The sequence below is a fragment of the Bradyrhizobium sp. SZCCHNS30572 genome (assembly GCF_032484415.1).
Lineage (GTDB): Bacteria > Pseudomonadota > Alphaproteobacteria > Rhizobiales > Xanthobacteraceae > Bradyrhizobium.
Genome location: NZ_JAUESY010000005.1, coordinates 559,466 through 576,737, shown reverse-complemented (window position 1 = coordinate 576,737; position 17,272 = coordinate 559,466). Strand labels below are relative to the sequence as shown.

The window sequence follows — 17,272 nt, the reverse complement described above, 5'->3', positions numbered from 1 at the left end:
GATGACAATCGCGTCTATCCTCACCCGGAACAGACAATGATCAGGGATAGACATGGAGGAGGGAAACCCATGAAGAAGCTGCTCTATGCGGTCGCATCGCTCGCGATTTTGATGGCCCCGGCGCAGGCCGAGACCAAATACCGCTTCGCCATCGTGCCGAAGGCGATGAACAATCCGTTCTTCGACGTCGCGCGCGACGGCTGTCTGAAGCGCGCCAAGGAACTCGGCAATGTCGAGTGCATCTACAAGGGCCCGGTCGAGCACGAGCCGGCCACGCAGGCGCAGATCATCCAGGACTTCATCACCCAGAAGGTCGACGGCCTCGCCATCTCGGTCGCCGACGTTCCATCGATGACGAAATCGATCGAGGCGGCGACGGCGGCCGGCATTCCCGTCATCACCTTCGACGCCGATGCGCCGGGCTCCAAGCGCATCGCCTATATCGGCACCAACAACAAGGACTTCGGCCTCGCGCTCGGCAAGCAGCTCCGCGAGCTGCGGCCTGAGGGCGGCAAGTACGCCGTCGTCTCCGGCGGTCCCGGCGCCAAGAACCTTGCCGAGCGCGTCGACGGCGTGCGCGAGGCGCTGAAGGGCTCGAAGTGGACGGAAGTGGCGGGCTCGCCGACCTTCTGCAACGACGATCCCGCGCTCGCCGTGCAGCAGATGGCCGATCTGCGCACCGCGACGCCGGATCTCGGCGCCATCGTGCCGATCGGCGGCTGGCCGATGTTCGCGCCCGAGGGCTACAAGGCCTTCGTCAACAAGAACCGCAAGGACATCGACGCTGGCAAGCTGACGCTGGTCGTTGCCGATACGCTGAAGATGCAGCTCGAGCTGCTGCGCGACGGCTATTCCAACGCGCTGACCGGCCAGCGTCCGTTCGAGATGGGCGAGAAGGCGATGGACACGCTGCTCGCGATCAAGAAGGGCGAGAAGGTGCCGGAGGTGATCTACACCGGCCTCGACCTCGTCACCAAGGACAACGTCGCCAAGCTTTTGAACTGAGTTCCTCCCGGGGAAAACCTGGCGGTCCGGCAACCGGCTTCGGCCGGCGGCTGGGCCGCCCTTTTTTTGCTTGGGGATGCTTTTGGTACCCGCGGACCGGACATGACGGCTGTGATCAATCGAAACGCTGCGGCGTACTGAATGCCCTGCTTGCGCAGGCAATGACGACAGAGGCTGGAGCGGCCACCTGCACTCGACTACGGGCACAATTGACAGACGGAAATGTCTGACTTAAGTCAGGCATTATGCTCGACCCCATCTCCCGCGTCCGCCGCTTCAACCGCGCCGTCACCTCGGAGGTCGGCGCGCTCGACACCTCGTTTCTCGGGCGCGGTCGGCCGCTCGGGGCGGCCCGCGTGCTCAATGCAATCGGCCATGGCCGCAGCGACGTGGCCGAGCTGCGCGACTACCTCGCACTCGATTCCGGGCTGATGAGCCGGCTGCTGCGCAGCCTGGAGGAGGAGGGGCTGGTGATGACCAGGCCGCATCCCGACGACGCGCGCCGCCGTATCGCCAGGCTCACAGCCGCCGGGCGGCGCGAATTCGAGGCCTATGAGACGCTCTCCAACGCCCAGGCCGAATCGATGCTGGCGCGTCACGGGCAGCCCGAGGCGCTCTTGGCGGCGATGGACCTGGTCGCGGCCGCGCTGGGACGCAGCCGCATCGCCATCGATGAGGTTGATCCGCGCGGCGAGCAGTCGCGCTACTGCCTCGGCGAGTACTACGCCGAGCTGTCGCGCCGCTTCGAACGCGGCTTCGACGTGTCGCTGTCGCGCGATCCCGATGCCTTGGACATGATGGCGCCGCGCGGGGCTTTCTTCGTGGCATTGTCCGACGGCCTGCCGCTCGGCTGTGTCGGGCTGAAGGGCAGCGGCGGCGATGTCGCCGAGATCAAGCGGCTCTGGGTCGCGCCCGCCGCCCGCGGCCTCGGCCTTGGCCGCCGCCTGATGGATGCGGCCGAAGAGGCTGCCCGCACGCTCTCGATCAGCATTCTTCGCCTCGACACCAACAGCGCGCTCGCCGAGGCCGTCCAGCTCTATCGCCGCGCCGGCTGGACGGAGATCGATCGCTTCAACGACGATCCCTATCCGGACCTGTTCTTCGAGAAGCAGCTGTCGTCATAACGGCAGCAAAGCTCAAGATGTCGTCAACGCTACCTTCATGGAATTGGCCTCGTAAACACACGCGCCGTCCGCCAGCACGCGGCCATCGGCGATGCCGAGCACTAGGCGGCCGCGTTTGACTTGGCGCATGTCGACCTCGTAGCGCACGCAATTGACGTCCGGCGTGATCTGGCCTCTAAAGCTCACTTCTCCGACGCCGGCGGCGCGGCCCTTGCCGGGCGAGCCCGACCAGCCGAGCCAATAGCCCACCATCTGCCACATCGCGTCGAGGCCAAGACAGCCCGGCATCACCGGATCGTCGCGGAAGAGGGATTCGAAGAACCAGAGTTTGGGCGTGATGTCCAACTCGGCGACGATACGCCCCTTGCCATAGCGCCCGCCGTCGAGCCTCAGCTCGGTGATACGATCCATCATCAGCATCGGCGGCGCCGGCAGCTGCGCATTGCCCGGGCCGAAATAGCCGCCTTCGCTTGAGCGAAGGAGATCCTCCTTGGCGTAGGACGATTGAGGCACGTGAAAATCGCGCGGGTCGGGCAACGCGTCATCTCCGTCAGCGATCGGGCATCGGCAAGGGAAGGACCCAGCCGCGGGCCGTCCTCCTCCACAGAGGATGGGAATGCAGTGCCGGCCGTGCAAGCCGAGGCGGTCAAATAACGCAGCGAAAGGCGCTCTGCTGATGCAGGCGAGCCACGCCAGGGTGGGCGGGTCCTCAGACCGGAAACAACCGTTCGAACTGGCGCAGCCCCTGCGGGCTGAACAGCACGGCGCGGCTGTCCTTGTCGCGGTGGGCCCATTTGAGTTTGAAGATCCGCGCGAGATAGGCAGAGCCGAGACGACCGGCGAGATGGTCTCGCCGCTCGCTCCAGTCGAGGCAACTGACGCAGGTCATGCGGTCCTTCGACTGCAGCTCACCAAGATCGATCCCGAACTGCTCGGTGAAAAGTCGCCCGGCGTCGGTCAGCGTGACGTGCTCTCCGCTGCGCTCCAGCAGCCTGCCACGCAGCAGGCTCTCGAACATCTGGACACCGCGGGCGCCGGCAAGATGATCGTAGCAGACGCGCGCCTCGCGCAGCGCGGGATCGCGCGGACCGGTGCGAACGCGCCGATGTCCCGTGCGCGCCGCCAGCAGCATCAGCGTCTCCAACGTGTGCACGACGTCCTCGCCGGACAGGCGCACATAGCGATTGCGTCCCTGCCGGACCGAGACGAGCAATTCTGCCCGCTCGAGCTTGCTGACGTGGGCGCTGGCGGTCGGAAGTCCGATGTCCGCCGACCTGGCAAGCTCGCTGACGGTCAGGGCGCGTCCATCCATCAGTGCGGAGAGAATGTTGGCGCGCGCCGGATCGCCGATCAGCGCGGCGATGGCAGCGAAGTTGGGACCGTCCCTCATGGTGTGATCGATAGCGAAGCATCGGGGCGGTTTCAACGCATATAACGCTGCAGACCTGACGCAAGAATGGACGGATATATGCCGGGACGCGATGAATGGATCGGGACCTTGGAATTGGCGCTGAAGCATGCCGTGCGGCATCTGGAGCGCCAGGACAGCACGCCGGTCCACGCGACGGCTTCACTTGAAGATCTACGACTTCGGCTAGGCCGTGCGCTGTCCAGTGACGGAGTTGCCGCAGAGCGCGTCATCGATGATCTCGTTCGCGACGTCGACGGGGGAATCCTCGGCAGCACATCCGGGCGGTTTTTCGGCTGGGTGATCGGCGGGACTATGCCGGCCGCGCTGGCCGCCGACTGGCTGGTCTCCGCCTGGGACCAGAACGCGGCGATCAATGCCTGTGGTCCTGCAGAGGCCGTCATCGAGGAGATTGCGGGCGCTTGGCTCAAGGAGTTGTTCGGGCTGCCCATGACGGCGAGTTTCGCATTTGTGACGGGCACGCAGATGGCGCATGTGACCTGTCTCGGCGCGGCGCGTCATCGCTTGCTCGCGCGGCTGGGATGGGATGTCGAGGAACGGGGATTGTTCGGCGCGCCTTCCATTCGCGTCATCACGAGTAGCGAGCGGCACGGCTCTGTCGAGCGCGCGCTGCGCCTGCTCGGCTTCGGCAAGAACGCGGTGCAGTCTCTGCCTTGCAACGATGCAGGGCAGCTCACGCCGTCGGCGCTCGAACGCGCGTTGGCAGACAGCCTGCAGCCGACGATCGTGGTCCTGCAGGCGGGCGACCTCAACATCGGCGCGTTCGACCCGTTTGTCGACCTGATCCCCATCGCTCGCGCGCACGACGCATGGGTGCATGTGGACGGGGCCTTCGGCCTGTGGGCGGCTGCGAGTTCGCGTTACCGGCATCTGCTGCGCGGCGTCGAACTCGCGGATTCCTGGACCAACGACGGCCACAAATGGCTCAACACGCCATTCGATTGCGGCTACGCGTTCGTGGCCGGTGCCGGGGCGCATCGGAGCGCCTTCTCGCATCGTACGAGCTATACGATGTTTGTCGACGGCGCCCGCGACCCGATCGACTGGACCCCCGAATGGTCGCGGCGTGGCCGCGCCGTTCCGACCTATGCTGCCATCCGACAGCTCGGCCGGCGGGGCATCGCTGACCTCGTCGACCGATGCTGTGCCTATGCTCACGCCCTGGTCATGCGGATCGGAACGCTGTCCGGTGCGGCCGTGATGTGGGAGCCGACCCTGAATCAGGGATTGTTGAGGTTCCTTGATCCGCGTCCAGCCGCGACCGAAATGGATCACGATCGCCGGACCGATGCCGTGATCGCGGCGATCTGCGCCACCGGAGAAGCCTTCTTCGGCGGCACGACGTGGCGCGGCAAGCGCTGCATGCGGGTCTCGGTCTGCAACTGGCAGACGAACGAGGCCGACATCGATCGCGCCGTTGCCGCAGCCCGGTGCGTCCTCGGCGGTCCGTCACAATGACGGATCGAAAAGCTCAGTCGTGCTCGAACGGTCCGACCTCGCGGACGACCTTGCAGATCTGCAGGAATCCGCTGGCGAAGAACTCGGCATGTCCTCGCTTCATGGTCTCGACATGCTCGGGATGGGTCCGCCAGGCTTCGAGCGCTTCCTCCGAGGCGAAGCGGAACACGGTCAGCTCCTCGCCATCGGGCGCCTTGTACGACTTGACCGACAGGAAGCCCGGAAGTCTGCTCACGATGCCGTACATGCGTTCGCCCAGCCGCTCATATGTGTCGAGCGAGGCGTCGCTGCGCAGCTTCAGATCGCCAACGACGATCACTTCGCCGATCATGGTTTCGTTCCTTTGCCGATCAATTCGCGCGCCGTCCAGAGGTCGGTGCGGGCCGCCCCCCGGGCGCTGAATGGCCATTCGATTGGCATTGGGATTTGTTACGCGCCTCGCGACAGCGGATGCGACGGGCGAGCCGGATCGACTGCTGAGTAGGTGACTTGTCTTTGCGCAATCGAATCGCCACTCTCCTGATAGCGCGCGGGATGGCAGGGAACCTGCCGGGTCTCTGGTCCGACGGGGCCGGGTGGTTCGCCTGTGCACACGGCACGTCTCGGCAGGATCACGTCGGCCACGTCTGGAGGTTTCTCGGCTCGGTATGGCAAGTCACGATTCTCGCGGCCTTCGCGCCCCGCACGAGCCTGGACACCAGGTTCTTCACCCAAAAAACATGATCGAGCGCAAAGACTGTGCTCGGCCGCCCGCGCTGAGCGGGCGGCAACGGGCATTGAAATCGAGGCAGGGCATGGCTGGTCAGGTTACGGCGTCGCAATTCGCTCCAGCCAGGCGGCGTTGGGGAAGTTCCGCCTTCGTGACCATTGCGGCGCTGGCTGTGCTGGCGCTGTCCGGCGGCGTCGAGGCCCGCGCCCGGCAGGGGCGTCCGGCGCCGGTGATCGAGGCGACGGCGCCGCGTGCGCATGGCGATCCGATCATGGCGATCGTGTCGATCAAGACCCAGAAGGTGACGTTCTACGACGCCGATGGCTGGATCTGGCGCGCACCGGTGTCGACCGGCGTCTCCGGCCGCGAGACGCCGGCCGGCGTGTTCGCCATCATCGAGAAGGACAAGGACCACCACTCGACTCTTTACGACGATGCCTGGATGCCGAACATGCAGCGCATCACCTGGAACGGGGTGGCGCTGCATGGCGGGCCGCTGCCCGGCTATGCCGCCTCGCATGGCTGCGTCCGCATGCCCTACGGCTTTGCCGAGAAGCTGTTCGACCGGACCTGGATCGGCATGCGGGTGATCATCGCGCCGGGTGACCCGGCGCCCGTCGAGTTCTCCCATCCCGCCCTGTTCGCGCCGAATGCGCAGGCGCTCGCCGCGGTGCCCTCGCGGGCCGCGACGCTCGGCCGCGAGGCCGAGGACGCCGCCAGGAGCGCCGACGAGGCCAAGGCGGCGGCTGCCGCGGCCGATCGCGAGGCCAAGGCTCTGAAGGCGTCCTTGCGCAAGCTGGAGCAGGCCAAGGCGCGCGCCGAGGCCGAGCTCAAATTCACCGACAGGAAGCTGGCCGCCGCCAAGACCGATCAGGCCAGGACGCTGGCCGAGGATGCGAAGCAGAAGGCCGCCGCCAAGGCGACCGACGCGGCAGCGCAGCTCGAGGCCGCGAAGTCGGACGCGACCGCGAAGCTCGCTGCGGCGACCTCGACCAAGGATGCCGCCAAGGCGGCGGCGGCCAGGAAGGCCGATGCGAGCAAGGCTGCGACGGACGCCAGGCTCGCGACCGAGCCGGTCTCGGTCTATATCAGCCGTTCGACGCAGATGCTCTATGTCAGGCGCAACACGCACAAGCCGGCCCCCGATGGCGGCGGCGAGGTGTTCGACACCTCGATCGAGGCGCCGGTGACCATCCGCGATCCCGACCGGCCGATCGGAACGCATGTGTTCACCGCGGTGGCGCAGAACGGCGCGGAGCTGCGCTGGACGGCGGTGACCATCGACGACGGCGACACCGCCAAGGACGCGCTCGACCGCATCACCATTCCGAAGGACGTGCTCGACCGGATCGCGCCGACGGCCGTGCCGCGCTCCTCGATCATCGTCTCGGACGAGCCGCTGTCGAGCGAGACCAATTACCGGACCGAGTTCGTCGCGGTGCTGAGCAACCAGCCGCAGGGCGGCTTCATCACGCGCCGGCCGACGACCAATGTCGACGTCGTCGCCAGCGGGGACGAATATGACGACGGCTTCGGCAGCTTCTTCCAGCGCAGCTGGGATGGCCAGCCCGTCGCGGCGCCGCGCCGCCGCGGTCCGCCTCCGACCTACTACCGGCCGATGCAGCCGGGCTGGTGGTGACCAGCCGGGCTGATGCCTGACCGCGATTCGCGGGTCAGGCCGGATGGCGCTTCAAATCAGTTGCGACCTGCGGGGATGACGCCGGGCCACTGCATCAAGAAGGGCTGCGGCTCGTGCTGCGCCTCGGTCGCGCGCGCCACGCGCCTGACACGGTGAGGCCTGCGGGAGATCGAGCTGGTCGCCTCGCGAGCGGTCTCGATGCGCGTCAACTGCTGACGCATCTCGCCGGTGGAGGTCCGGAGCTGCTCGATGGTCATGTCGCTGTTCGCGGCCGCGGTGCGCAGCCCGCTCAGCTCGGTTGCCGCATCTTCCTGGGCGCCGCGGAGGCGGATCGTCTGGCGCTTCAGCAGCGCGAGATCGGATTCGATCTTGTCGGCCGTATCGCGGCGGCGCGCCTCGGTCTCGTCGGCGGCGGTGCGCAAGACGGCCAGGCCCGTTTCGGCCGTGGTGAGGCTGGCGCGCAATTGCAGAAGCTCGCCGGAGGTGTCGCTTTGGCGGTCGCGCAGCTGGGCGGTCTCGGCCTTGAGCTGCGCCAGCTCCGAGGTCAGCGTGGCGACGCGGCTCTCGAGCGAAGGCGCTCCGGTGCCGAAGGAGAAGCTGTTGGCGCCGCCGCTGCTCCACCACATCGCACCGGCGCTGGCTACGAGCGCCAGGCTCAGGACAATTCGTAGAGAGGCCGTGCCGCTGCTCGGCGGGGCGTCCGGCGTCTTGGTGGATCTGCGCATCGACGGGTCTCCGGGATTTGATGGAGACAATTATGATCATATTAAGGTTGCCAATGTTCTAAGCGCGCGGCTCCGGCGGAACATTTCATCCACGTAGTTTTGCGGGAATGGGCTCTCGCAGCCTCGAGTTGTGAGCATGACCGGCGGCGCTCAGGAGTGCCGATGCAGGGACGGCGATGATCCGGCCCGGATCGCTGGCATGCAAATCGGATCCGTCGGAAAAGGCTTCGTGCGTCCTCGGGATCGTGATCTAAATCGCGCATGTCCGACATTCCGCCCCCCGCCGCACCGCCGGCATTCGACGTGCTCGCCGAGGCCATCGGGCAGCGCCGCTCGGTCTATGGCCATATCAGCGGGCTCAGGATGGATCGCTTCGCGCCCGGCGAAGCCTGGTCGACCCTGCCTTATCGTCCCGTGTTCGTCGGTGACAGCGAAGCCGGGGTGATCCATGGCGGCGTCGTCACCGCGATGCTCGACGAGAGCTGCGGCATGGCGGTGCAGCTTGCGCTCGACGGCAGCCGGGCGATCGCCACGCTCGATCTGCGCATCGACTATCGGAAGCCGGCGACTCCCGGTCTCGACATCAAGGCCCATGCGGTCTGCTTCCGCGTCACGCGCTCGATCGCGTTCGTGCGCGCCACCGCCTATCAGGAGGAGGAGACCGCACCGGTCGCCACCGCGACCGCCTGCTTCATGATTGGCGCCAACCGCACCAACATGCTGACCGACCGGGCGGCCTTCGACGGCGCGCCACCGCCGCTCGACGCCCCGGACGATCCGGCGGGGCCGTTTCCCACCAGTCCGTTCGCGCGCTGCCTCGGCATCCGCTTCGCCGAGAACGACACGCTGGTGATGCCCTTCTCGCGTCGTATCATCGGCAATCCCGTGCTGCCTGCGATCCATGGCGGCATGACCGGTGCGTTTCTCGAGACCGCAGCGATCGTCACCGTGATGCGCGAGCTCGGCGCCACGGCGCCGCCGAAGCCGGTCGGCCTCACCATCAACTATCTGAGGTCGGGGCGCGCGCTCGACACCGTCGCATCGGCGTCGATCGTCAAGCAGGGACGCCGCGTCGTCGCCTTCGAGGCCCGCGCCTGGCAGGACGATGCGACGAAGCCGATCGCCACCGCCTTCGGCCATTTCATGCTACGACCGGCGCCAGGGCAGGAGCAGGATTGAGGGAGACCGGGTCGCGAGACACGATCAGGCCTTGCGCAGGATCTTGTCCATTGCCTTTCCCCGCGCCAGCTCATCGACCAGCTTGTCCAAGTAGCGGATCTCCCGCATCGTCGGTTCCTCGACATCCTCCACGCGGACGCCGCAGATCATGCCCTTGATCAGGGTCCGCGCCGGATTCATCGCTGGCGCCTGTGCGAAGAAGGTCTCGAAGTCCGTCTGACGCTCCAACCGGATCTCAAGCTCGCTTTGGCCATAGCCCGTCAGCCAGCAGATCACCTGATCGACCTCTGCCTTGGTGCGTCCCTTCTTCTCGGCCTTCGCGAGGTACAATCGGTACACGCTCGCGAAGCTCGTCGTGTAGATGCGGTGTTTTGCCATGCTGACTCCATCGGATCGTAGGCGAGGCATGTCGGGTCTGCGAGGGGCGACGGCGCGGCAAAAGCGCGTGCTTCATGTCCGTGTTTCGGATCGTCGGACAGCACGTTCGTTCGCACATGCCGGAAACGGACGCTAGCCCGGCAGGAACATCGGAAACGACACCCCGAGCGACCACGCCAGGATCAGGCCGAGACCGAGGCCTTCGGCCATCGGCGAGCAGGTCCTGCGGCCGACACAGCCGCCGATCAGTCCGAACACGATGAAGAACAGCACGATCACGGGGATGATGATGAGCAGGAAGAACAGCCGCTTGAGGTCGAGCGCGACTGCCCCGCCCAACGAGGCCAGGAAGGCGGTGCGGATCCACACGGTGCGCCACAGCGCGGCGTGGCCGCCCCTGTTGGCGATGCAGTCCGCCAGCATGTAGGGCACCGCGCCCATTGCGATCGCTGCGATGATCGGCAGGCGCGCCGCGATCGGCATGAACGAGGCGACGTAGCGGTCGAGCGCGCCACCGAAGCCGCAGATGCCGTAGGCGGCCAGCGCCAGCGCCGCGAGCCAGGCCACGCGGCCGAAGTGAACGCCCTGCGCGCGTAGCAGTATGAGCGACAGCGTGCCGTACACGAAGAGATGTACGGCGAGGTAGTCGGCGATCAGAACGGGCAGGAAGCGAGTCTCGACGAACCTCAGGACGATCGGTGTCGTCACCGCCGGCACCAGCGTGGCGATCGCAAGACTGCGCAGCGGAATTGTCGGCGGCGGCGCATCACCCTTCGGCAGCAGCTCGGCCAAGGGCCACGCCAGCAGCACGATGCCGGCGAGCAGCAGCGCGATCGCACCGCCAGTCGAAGCGACCGGGCCGCTGCTGGCGCGGCCGAACGCCCGATCGAGCCAGTCGCGCGCCTCGCGCAGTGCGGTCGTCGAATACAGCACGCTGACGTGTTCAACTCCGGGCGCGACGACGGCGCGGCGTCCGCCATTTGCGGCGGGATCGCCCACGGTGTCGCCCTCGCGCGCGGCGGGATCGGCGAGCCGGAGGTTGCGCAGCGCATCCCGGCGCAGGGCCGCCTCCCATTCGCCTGTGATGATCAGCAGATTGCGCGGCGCGCTCGCCGTGACGGCCTCGGAAAACATCGAGATCGCCACCGTCGCCCTGATACGCGGATCGGCCAGCGCCTGGCGGACGATGATGTCGGAAGCCATCGAGTGTCCGAGCAGGGCGACCTGGCCGTCGTTCCCCGGCAGGGACAGCGCGGCGTCGGTGACGCGGCCGATCTGGCTCATCAGCTTCTTCGTCGTGCCGTCGACGCGCGTGACGTCGCCCGACATCGGCGTCGGATTGCGGCCATGCCCCTCGAAGTCGAACGAGACCGCGACATAGCCCGCGCGCGCCAATGTCAGCGCATAGGCCTCCATGAACTGGCGTGAGCCCGCAAAGCCGTGGGCAATGACGACCACGGGCGACGCAGCCGCGTCGTCGCGCCGATAGACGGTGATGGGGGTGGTGCCTGCCTGCAGCGGGGCGATCGTGATGCCCGCGCGCTCGGCTTCGAGGCGCCAGATCCCGGCGACGCAGAGCGCGAGGCCGGCAAGCGCTGCAGCCAGCAGGGCTGCCCCGCGCAAACCGATGGCGTCTCGTCTGCGCGGCGCAGCGTCCATGATCGGCTCCGTTTGCAGCCGAAACTAGCGCAGGAATTGGTGCGGTAACAGCGACGGCGCAGGCGAGCGGCACCGGCGCAATCGAACGAAACGCACGCCGCTTCGTTGACAACGCCGCCGGAGCGATATTCGGTGACCCCCGTTCAGCGGCGACAAGGAGGATGCATGAAACCGGAAGTCATCTGCCTGATGGCGTCGAGCGTCGACGGCCGGACCCTGCCGAGCCGCTGGCGTCCGAAGGGATCGGGCGATTTGTTCGAGCAGGTGCATGACCGGCTCGGCGGCGACGCCTGGCTGATCGGCCGCGTCACCGGCCAGGAATTCGCCAAGGGCTCGGCCTATCCGGCCGAGACGACGGAGAAATTCCCGCGCACCCATTGGATCGCGCGCCGCGATGCCAAGGCCTACGGCATCGTGCTCGATCCCCATGGCAAGATCTGCTGGGGTCGCTCCGACATCGGCGGCGATCCGATCGTCGTCGTGCTGACCGAGGCCGTGTCGGATGCGCATCTTTCGGGACTGCGCGGCGAGGGCGTCTCCTACGTCTTCGCCGGCCAGGCGAAGCTCGATCTTTCGCGCGTGCTCGAGATCGTCGCGCAGGAGCTCGGCGTGAAGCGCCTGCTGCTCGAAGGCGGCGGCGGCGCCAACGGCGCGTTCCTTCGCGCGGGCCTGGTCGACGAGTTCAACCTCGTTCTGTGTCCGGCGGTGGATGGCGCCAAGGGGGCGCCGAGCGTGTTCGATTCGACGGAAGCCGAGTCCGGCGAGCGTGCCCCGATCACGGCCATGACGCTCGAAAGCAGCACGGCGCTGGAGGGCGGCGCGCTGTGGCTGCGCTACAAGATCACCAACGGCTCGGCCTTGCCGGCCCAGGCAAGTCATGGCTGAGCGGCGAATGCACATCATCATCGTCGGGGCCGGTGCCGCGGGCCTGATGGCGGCGCGCGAACTGGCCCGCGCAGGCCAGCAGGTGACACTGCTGGAGGCGCGCGACCGCTGCGGCGGGCGCATCCATCCGCTGCCTGCGAGCAGGTTCGGATATCGCGCGGATGCCGGTGCGGAATTCATCCATGGCGAGGCGCCCGTCACCCACGCGCTGATGGCCGAGGCGGGGCTCACCTCGACGCCGGTCGATGGCGCGCGCTGGTACGTGACGGATGGCGCGTTCTCGCGCGAGGATCCCGCTGAACGGCAGATGCGCCAGTTGCACCGCGTGGCGCGGCAGCTCGACGAGGATATGACCGTGACGGCGCTGCTCGATCGGCATTTCGCCGGCGCGGAGTTTGCCGCCCTGCGCAAGTCGGTCTTGGGGATGGTGCAGGGCTATGACGCGGCCGATCCCGGTCGTGCCAGCGTGTTCGCGCTGCGCGACGAATGGATGGGCGGCGACCGCGGCGCTCAGGCGCGCATCGTCGGCGGCTACGCGGCGCTGCTCGATCATCTCCTGGCGGACTGCCGGGCGCATGGCGTGGCGATGCTGCTCGAGGCGGTGGCCCGTGCGGTGGAGAGCTCCGATGATGGTGTCGTCGTGCGCTTGGCTGACGGCCGTGCGCAGCGCGGTGATCTCGTCATCCTGACCGTGCCGCTGCCGCTGCTGCGAACCATCGCGCTGCCGCCGGCCATGCGCCCGCAATTGGCCGCAGCCGAAACCATCGGCTTCGGCAACGTCATCAAGCTGCTGCTTCGCTTCGAGCGTCGCTGGTGGCGAGAGGCCCGGACCGAGGACCTTTCCGACATGCTGTTCGTGCTGTCCGATGCCGACGTGCCGGTGTGGTGGACGCAGCATCCGAACGATGACGCGGTGCTGACCGGCTGGCTCGCCGGGCCGCCGGCCGGCGCCTTCGCCGCGTGCGACGAGGCCGCGCTGATCGAAAACGGGCTTTCGGCGCTCGCAGACGTCTTCGTACAGCCGGCGGGCTTGCTGAAGCAGCAGCTCGTCGCGTCGCATGTCACGGATTGGGCGAAGGATCCGTTCGCGCGCGGAGCCTATTCCTATGCGACGCTGACATCCCACGAGGCGCAGGATACGCTTTCGCGTCGGGATGGCGGACGGGTGCTGATCTCCGGCGAAGCGCTGTATCGCGGACGCGACATGGGAACGGTCGAGGCGGCGCTGGCGAGTGGGCAACAAACGGCGCGGCGCATCCTTGCGATGTGATCGAGCCGTGTTCGACACGTTGCGCCCGTGCGCCCACGGCGCTAGCATTCGCCGGTCACCATGGAGAGGATCACCATGCTCGACCACGTCGGCTTCCCTGTCTCCGACTTCGCCCGCGCCAAGGCGTTCTATGCGGCCGCCCTGGCGCCGCTCGGCTATGTCCTGATGATGGAGATCACCGACGCGCAGACCGGCGGCCATGGTGATCACGCCGGCTTCGGCGACGGCCGTCCGGATTTCTGGATCGGCACCGGCGGGACGGCCGCGACCTCGACGCATGTCGCGTTCCACGCCAAGGATCGCGCCACGGTCGATGCGTTCTATCAAGCGGCGATCGCCGCAGGCGGAATGGACAACGGCGCGCCTGGACTGCGGCCGCATTATCACGAGAACTATTACGGCGCGTTCGTGCGCGACGCCGACGGCAACAACATCGAGGCGGTGTGCCACGCGCCGGCGTGAGGGCCGCTCACCCCTCGGGATGAGTCAGGCCATCACCGGCATGTGCTCGGCGGCCGCGGCCAAGCTCGGCGCGACCACGATCTCAAGCTGCTGGCGCAGCCAGCGGTGCATCGGATCTTCGTGGTGGCGCAGGTGCCAGACCATGTACATCGGCATCGCCGGGCAGGGGACCGGCACCGGCGCCACCGCCAGGCCGCGCAGCATGTAGGCGCGCAGCAGGCTCGGCAGGGTCGCGATCATGCGGCTGCCGCGCAGGAACGGGCCGATGCCGCCGAAGCCCGGCACCTGCGCCGCGAACCGCCTGACGAGGCCGCGCTCGGCCAGGACCTCGTCGATGTCGAGCCGGCGCCGCGGCTCGTACAGTACCGTGACATGGTCGCTGGCGAGATAGTCCTCCAGGCTCTGCGGCGGCTCGCGCTGGCTCGCATCGTAGAACACGCGATAGCTGTCCTCGAACAGCCGCTTCTGCAGGATGTCGCTGCCCTCGGGCGGTCGCGGCGTGATGATGAGCTGACAGTGCTCCTCGCGCAGCATTTCCGGCGTCGGTGCGCCGGAAGGGATCACGCGCAGGCTGAGGCCCGGCGCCTGCGCGCGGGCATAGCGCAGCAGCGACGGCAGCAGCAGGTCGCGCTGCAGATCATTGGCCGCGATCGTCACCTGCGCGGAGATTTTCGCCGGCTCGAACGCAGCGGTGTGCGAGAAGCTCCGGAGATCGTCGAGCAGCGCGCGGGCGCGCAGCGCCAGGAGCTGCGCATGCGCAGTCGGCACGATGCCGCGGCCGGACTTCACGAACAGCGGATCTCCGGTGATCGCGCGCAGCTTGTCGAGCAGATGGCTGACGGCCGACTGCGTGACTCCGAGCCGCTGCGCCGCGCGGGTGACCGAGCCTTCCTCGATGACGGCGAGCAGGAGCTGCAGCAGGTGGCCGTCGAGGTCCAAATGATCGAATTGGCTCATGGATCAGATCGGTCGCGCGGCCTTTATTGACGGTGTCTGTCGGCGATATTGGCGGGCACGAACGGCGCCGCGTTTGATCCAGATCAAGCGCGGCCGTCCGAAACACGCCCAGGGGAGGCTCAGATGTCCACCACGTCAGCCCGGCAGCCCGTGCCCGGCACCACCATCTTCGACGGCGAGCAGGCCCGCAAAGGCTACGCCCTCAACAAGATGTGCTACTCGTTCAACGATGCCGCCAACCGCAAGGCGTTCGTCGCCGACGAGGACGGCTATTGCGCCAAATATGGCCTCAATGCACAGCAGCGCGCGGCGATCAGGAACCGCAACGTGCTGGAGCTGATCGAGGCCGGCGGCAACGCCTACTACCTCGCCAAGTTCGCCGGCATCTTCGGGCTCGACATGCAGGACATCGGCGCGCAGCAGACCGGGCTGACGAAAGAGCAGTTCAAGGCCAAGCTTCTGGCGGCGAGGGGGTAATCGTCATGGCAAAGATCGTCGGTTGCATCACCACCTCGCACGTTCCGGCCATTGGCGGCGCGATCGCCAAGGGCCTGCAGCAGGATCCGTATTGGAAACCGTTCTTCGACGGCTTCCCGCATGTCCGCGAGTGGCTCGCCAAGGTCAAACCGGATGTGGTCGTGCTCGTCTATAACGACCATGGCCTCAACTTCTTCCTCGACAAGATGCCGACCTTCGCGGTCGGCGCGGCCGACAGCTACAGCAATGCCGACGAGGGCTGGGGCATTCCGCAGACCGCGCCGTTCAAGGGTGACAGCGAATTGTCCTGGCATTTGATCGAGCATCTGGTGAAGGAGGATTTCGACCTCACCACCTGCCAGGAGATGGTGGTCGATCACGCCTTCACGCTGCCGATGGCGCTGTGCTGGCCCGATCAGAAATGGCCGGTGCGGGTGGTGCCCGTGGTCGTCAACACGGTGCAGGCGCCGCTGCCGTCGGCCGCGCGATGCTACAAGCTCGGCCAGGCGCTGGCGCGGGCGATTCAATCCTGGCCGAAGGACGAGCGCGTCGTCGTGATGGGCACCGGCGGCCTGTCGCATCAGCTCGACGGCGAGCGCGCCGGCTTCATCAACAAGGATTTCGACGAGAAGTTCATGGCCAGCATGGTCGACGATCCCGCCTGGGCGACGAAGTATTCGACCACCGAGCTGGTCGAGCTGTCGGGCACCCAGGGCGTCGAATTGCTGAACTGGATGGTGGCGCGCGGCACGCTGCCGGAGAAGGTCCGCAAGGAGCACGCCAACTATCATATCCCGATCTCCAACACGGCGACGGGACTGATGGTGCTGGAGCCGGTGTAGGGCCCCTGCGAGAGTCTTTTTCGGAAGGCGACGACTGAGAGTCGTCTGCCAACGACGATCACGCGGTATGGGTCTCGGCTCAAGGCCGGGACGACACGGGTGGGCTTGGATAGGCCGCGCCCCACCACTGCTGTCGTCCCGGCGAACGCCGGACCCATACCGCGGATGCTATCGAGGGATGTGGCTGTCAGTGGCTCCCTTCGACCGACTTCCGTGCGGTTGCCCTTACCCCGACCCTCTCGCCGTGAAGAACGGTTGAGAGGGAACGCAGCGTCTGGGCGGCGCGAACACGGATATCAATTCCGGCTGCCACGGCTCCGCTCCTGGCTGATGTTGATGTCAGCTCGCGGTGCCCTCGTCGCCCTGGATATCGGCGATGGCGCGGGTGAGGATGTCGCTGACACGCTTCGCTTCCGCGTCGCTCCAGCCCTGCCGGTGCATCTTGAGCGCCATCTTTAGCGTCTGCACGCTCTGCAGCACCGGCTCCGGCGGGCGCATGCCGCCCATGGTGCGGGCCATGATGCGCAGCCGGCTCAGCAGGCCATCGATGGCGGCTTCATCCTCTTTCAGTGCCTGACGGCCGGCGTCGGTGATCGCGAACAGCTTCTTGCCGCCCTCGGCCGATGCCGCTTCGATCTGGCCCATGTCCTCGAGCAGATTGAGGATCGGATAGACCGAGCCCGGGCTCGGCGAGTACGCCCCGCCGACCAACTGTTCGACCGCCTTGATCAGCTCATAGCCATGGCGCGGCTTCTCACCGATCAGCCACAGCAGCAGGCTGCGCAGATCGCCGGGACCGAAGAAGCGGCCGCCGCCGCCACGCCCGAACTCCTCGCGACCGCCGCGGCGGCCACGCTCGAACAGGCCGGCCGCCCGCGGGCCGAACCCGCCGCCGCGCCCGCCCATGCGCATCTCCTCGCAGGCTTCGTCGAAGCCACGCCGTCCATGACGTCCGCGATGTCCCCAGCCGCGCTCTTGGTTGTCGTCGTCTCTGCGGGAGGGGCCAAACGTCCAATGATGATGTCTCATACGATATGATCTCCGTTTCGTGCGAACGATATATCGTTTATAGGT

18 protein-coding genes are annotated in these 17,272 nt (G+C 67.1%); 10 read left to right on the top strand and 8 right to left on the bottom strand.

From position 1 onward, the window contains the following. Positions 1–69 precede the first annotated feature (69 nt). Positions 70–1,005: a sugar-binding protein gene (locus tag QX048_RS16830; protein ID WP_315715648.1), complete on the top strand. Its 936-nt coding sequence runs from the start codon at positions 70–72 to the stop codon at positions 1,003–1,005. A 245-nt stretch (positions 1,006–1,250) separates the two neighbouring features. Beyond that, complete coding sequence (locus tag QX048_RS16825) at positions 1,251–2,129, top strand: helix-turn-helix domain-containing GNAT family N-acetyltransferase (protein WP_315826455.1); 879 nt, start codon at positions 1,251–1,253, stop codon at positions 2,127–2,129. Between the two features lie 12 nt (positions 2,130–2,141). On the opposite strand, the gene fabA is transcribed toward QX048_RS16825, so the two are convergent. Continuing rightward, entirely contained in the window at positions 2,142–2,666 is a 525-nt protein-coding gene (gene fabA / locus QX048_RS16820; RefSeq protein WP_315826454.1) for a bifunctional 3-hydroxydecanoyl-ACP dehydratase/trans-2-decenoyl-ACP isomerase, read from the bottom strand. A gap of 172 nt (positions 2,667–2,838) precedes the next feature. Further along, the gene (locus QX048_RS16815) at positions 2,839–3,519 is read right to left on the bottom strand and encodes a winged helix-turn-helix domain-containing protein (protein ID WP_316200513.1); all 681 of its coding nucleotides are present in this window, start codon (positions 3,517–3,519) and stop codon (positions 2,839–2,841) included. Positions 3,520–3,627: 108 nt separating this feature from the next. Here QX048_RS16815 and QX048_RS16810 point away from each other — a divergent pair, with 108 nt between their 5' ends. Then, positions 3,628–5,016 carry a pyridoxal phosphate-dependent decarboxylase family protein gene (locus QX048_RS16810; protein WP_315826452.1) on the top strand — a complete coding sequence of 463 codons (1,389 nt, stop codon included), beginning with the start codon at positions 3,628–3,630 and terminating at the stop codon, positions 5,014–5,016. Positions 5,017–5,029: 13 nt separating this feature from the next. On the opposite strand, the gene QX048_RS16805 is transcribed toward QX048_RS16810, so the two are convergent. Next, positions 5,030–5,347, bottom strand: coding sequence for an antibiotic biosynthesis monooxygenase (locus tag QX048_RS16805; protein WP_315826451.1), 318 nt, complete (start codon positions 5,345–5,347; stop codon positions 5,030–5,032). Positions 5,348–5,810: 463 nt separating this feature from the next. Between QX048_RS16805 and QX048_RS16800 the strand changes: the two genes are divergently transcribed. Then, on the top strand, positions 5,811–7,364 hold the full coding sequence (locus QX048_RS16800) for a L,D-transpeptidase (RefSeq protein ID WP_315826450.1): 1,554 nt from the start codon (positions 5,811–5,813) through the stop codon (positions 7,362–7,364). A gap of 56 nt (positions 7,365–7,420) precedes the next feature. On the opposite strand, the gene QX048_RS16795 is transcribed toward QX048_RS16800, so the two are convergent. After that, positions 7,421–8,089 (bottom strand): hypothetical protein, encoded by a 669-nt coding sequence (locus QX048_RS16795; protein WP_315715652.1) that lies wholly within the window; start codon positions 8,087–8,089, stop codon positions 7,421–7,423. Between the two features lie 261 nt (positions 8,090–8,350). On the opposite strand from QX048_RS16795, the gene QX048_RS16790 reads away from it, so the two are divergent. Beyond that, on the top strand, positions 8,351–9,268 hold the full coding sequence (locus QX048_RS16790; RefSeq protein ID WP_316200514.1) for a PaaI family thioesterase: 918 nt from the start codon (positions 8,351–8,353) through the stop codon (positions 9,266–9,268). A 24-nt stretch (positions 9,269–9,292) separates the two neighbouring features. Here the strand turns inward: QX048_RS16790 and QX048_RS16785 are convergent, their stop codons facing one another. Together QX048_RS16785 and QX048_RS16780 are read right to left on the bottom strand one after the other, a co-directional pair. Continuing rightward, positions 9,293–9,646, bottom strand: coding sequence for a DUF2200 domain-containing protein (locus QX048_RS16785; protein WP_315826448.1), 354 nt, complete (start codon positions 9,644–9,646; stop codon positions 9,293–9,295). Positions 9,647–9,778: 132 nt separating this feature from the next. Further along, positions 9,779–11,305: an alpha/beta hydrolase gene (locus QX048_RS16780; RefSeq protein WP_315826447.1), complete on the bottom strand. Its 1,527-nt coding sequence runs from the start codon at positions 11,303–11,305 to the stop codon at positions 9,779–9,781. Between the two features lie 165 nt (positions 11,306–11,470). Between QX048_RS16780 and QX048_RS16775 the strand changes: the two genes are divergently transcribed. The 3 genes from QX048_RS16775 (at position 11,471) to QX048_RS16765 (ending at position 13,922) form a co-directional block, all read left to right on the top strand. Then, complete coding sequence (locus tag QX048_RS16775; protein WP_315826446.1) at positions 11,471–12,190, top strand: RibD family protein; 720 nt, start codon at positions 11,471–11,473, stop codon at positions 12,188–12,190. Next, entirely contained in the window at positions 12,183–13,460 is a 1,278-nt protein-coding gene (locus QX048_RS16770) for an NAD(P)/FAD-dependent oxidoreductase (RefSeq protein ID WP_315826445.1), read from the top strand. Before QX048_RS16775 ends, QX048_RS16770 begins: the two co-directional genes overlap by 8 nt. Positions 13,461–13,535: 75 nt before the next feature. Then, the gene (locus tag QX048_RS16765) at positions 13,536–13,922 is read left to right on the top strand and encodes a VOC family protein (protein WP_315715658.1); all 387 of its coding nucleotides are present in this window, start codon (positions 13,536–13,538) and stop codon (positions 13,920–13,922) included. A gap of 24 nt (positions 13,923–13,946) precedes the next feature. On the opposite strand, the gene QX048_RS16760 is transcribed toward QX048_RS16765, so the two are convergent. Further along, complete coding sequence (locus tag QX048_RS16760; protein ID WP_315826444.1) at positions 13,947–14,879, bottom strand: LysR family transcriptional regulator; 933 nt, start codon at positions 14,877–14,879, stop codon at positions 13,947–13,949. A gap of 123 nt (positions 14,880–15,002) precedes the next feature. Here QX048_RS16760 and QX048_RS16755 point away from each other — a divergent pair, with 123 nt between their 5' ends. Further along, positions 15,003–15,356, top strand: a complete 354-nt coding sequence (locus QX048_RS16755) for a protocatechuate 4,5-dioxygenase subunit alpha (RefSeq protein ID WP_315751972.1) — start codon at positions 15,003–15,005, stop codon at positions 15,354–15,356. A 5-nt stretch (positions 15,357–15,361) separates the two neighbouring features. After that, positions 15,362–16,198 carry a class III extradiol dioxygenase family protein gene (locus QX048_RS16750; RefSeq protein WP_315751971.1) on the top strand — a complete coding sequence of 279 codons (837 nt, stop codon included), beginning with the start codon at positions 15,362–15,364 and terminating at the stop codon, positions 16,196–16,198. Positions 16,199–16,537: 339 nt separating this feature from the next. Here the strand turns inward: QX048_RS16750 and QX048_RS16745 are convergent, their stop codons facing one another. After that, positions 16,538–17,227 (bottom strand): PadR family transcriptional regulator, encoded by a 690-nt coding sequence (locus QX048_RS16745; protein WP_315715662.1) that lies wholly within the window; start codon positions 17,225–17,227, stop codon positions 16,538–16,540. Positions 17,228–17,272 lie beyond the last annotated feature (45 nt).

Coding starts and splice junctions, on each gene's coding strand:
- QX048_RS16830 (WP_315715648.1), top strand. CDS start 70: ATGAAGAAGCTGCTCTATGCGGTCGCATCGCTCGCGATTTTGATGGCC.
- QX048_RS16825 (WP_315826455.1), top strand. CDS start 1,251: ATGCTCGACCCCATCTCCCGCGTCCGCCGCTTCAACCGCGCCGTCACC.
- QX048_RS16815 (WP_316200513.1), bottom strand. CDS start 3,519: ATGAGGGACGGTCCCAACTTCGCTGCCATCGCCGCGCTGATCGGCGAT.
- QX048_RS16805 (WP_315826451.1), bottom strand. CDS start 5,347: ATGATCGGCGAAGTGATCGTCGTTGGCGATCTGAAGCTGCGCAGCGAC.
- QX048_RS16800 (WP_315826450.1), top strand. CDS start 5,811: ATGGCTGGTCAGGTTACGGCGTCGCAATTCGCTCCAGCCAGGCGGCGT.
- QX048_RS16795 (WP_315715652.1), bottom strand. CDS start 8,089: ATGCGCAGATCCACCAAGACGCCGGACGCCCCGCCGAGCAGCGGCACG.
- QX048_RS16790 (WP_316200514.1), top strand. CDS start 8,351: ATGTCCGACATTCCGCCCCCCGCCGCACCGCCGGCATTCGACGTGCTC.
- QX048_RS16785 (WP_315826448.1), bottom strand. CDS start 9,646: ATGGCAAAACACCGCATCTACACGACGAGCTTCGCGAGCGTGTACCGA.
- QX048_RS16780 (WP_315826447.1), bottom strand. CDS start 11,305: ATGGACGCTGCGCCGCGCAGACGAGACGCCATCGGTTTGCGCGGGGCA.
- QX048_RS16775 (WP_315826446.1), top strand. CDS start 11,471: ATGAAACCGGAAGTCATCTGCCTGATGGCGTCGAGCGTCGACGGCCGG.
- QX048_RS16770 (WP_315826445.1), top strand. CDS start 12,183: ATGGCTGAGCGGCGAATGCACATCATCATCGTCGGGGCCGGTGCCGCG.
- QX048_RS16765 (WP_315715658.1), top strand. CDS start 13,536: ATGCTCGACCACGTCGGCTTCCCTGTCTCCGACTTCGCCCGCGCCAAG.
- QX048_RS16760 (WP_315826444.1), bottom strand. CDS start 14,879: ATGAGCCAATTCGATCATTTGGACCTCGACGGCCACCTGCTGCAGCTC.
- QX048_RS16755 (WP_315751972.1), top strand. CDS start 15,003: ATGTCCACCACGTCAGCCCGGCAGCCCGTGCCCGGCACCACCATCTTC.
- QX048_RS16750 (WP_315751971.1), top strand. CDS start 15,362: ATGGCAAAGATCGTCGGTTGCATCACCACCTCGCACGTTCCGGCCATT.
- QX048_RS16745 (WP_315715662.1), bottom strand. CDS start 17,227: ATGAGACATCATCATTGGACGTTTGGCCCCTCCCGCAGAGACGACGAC.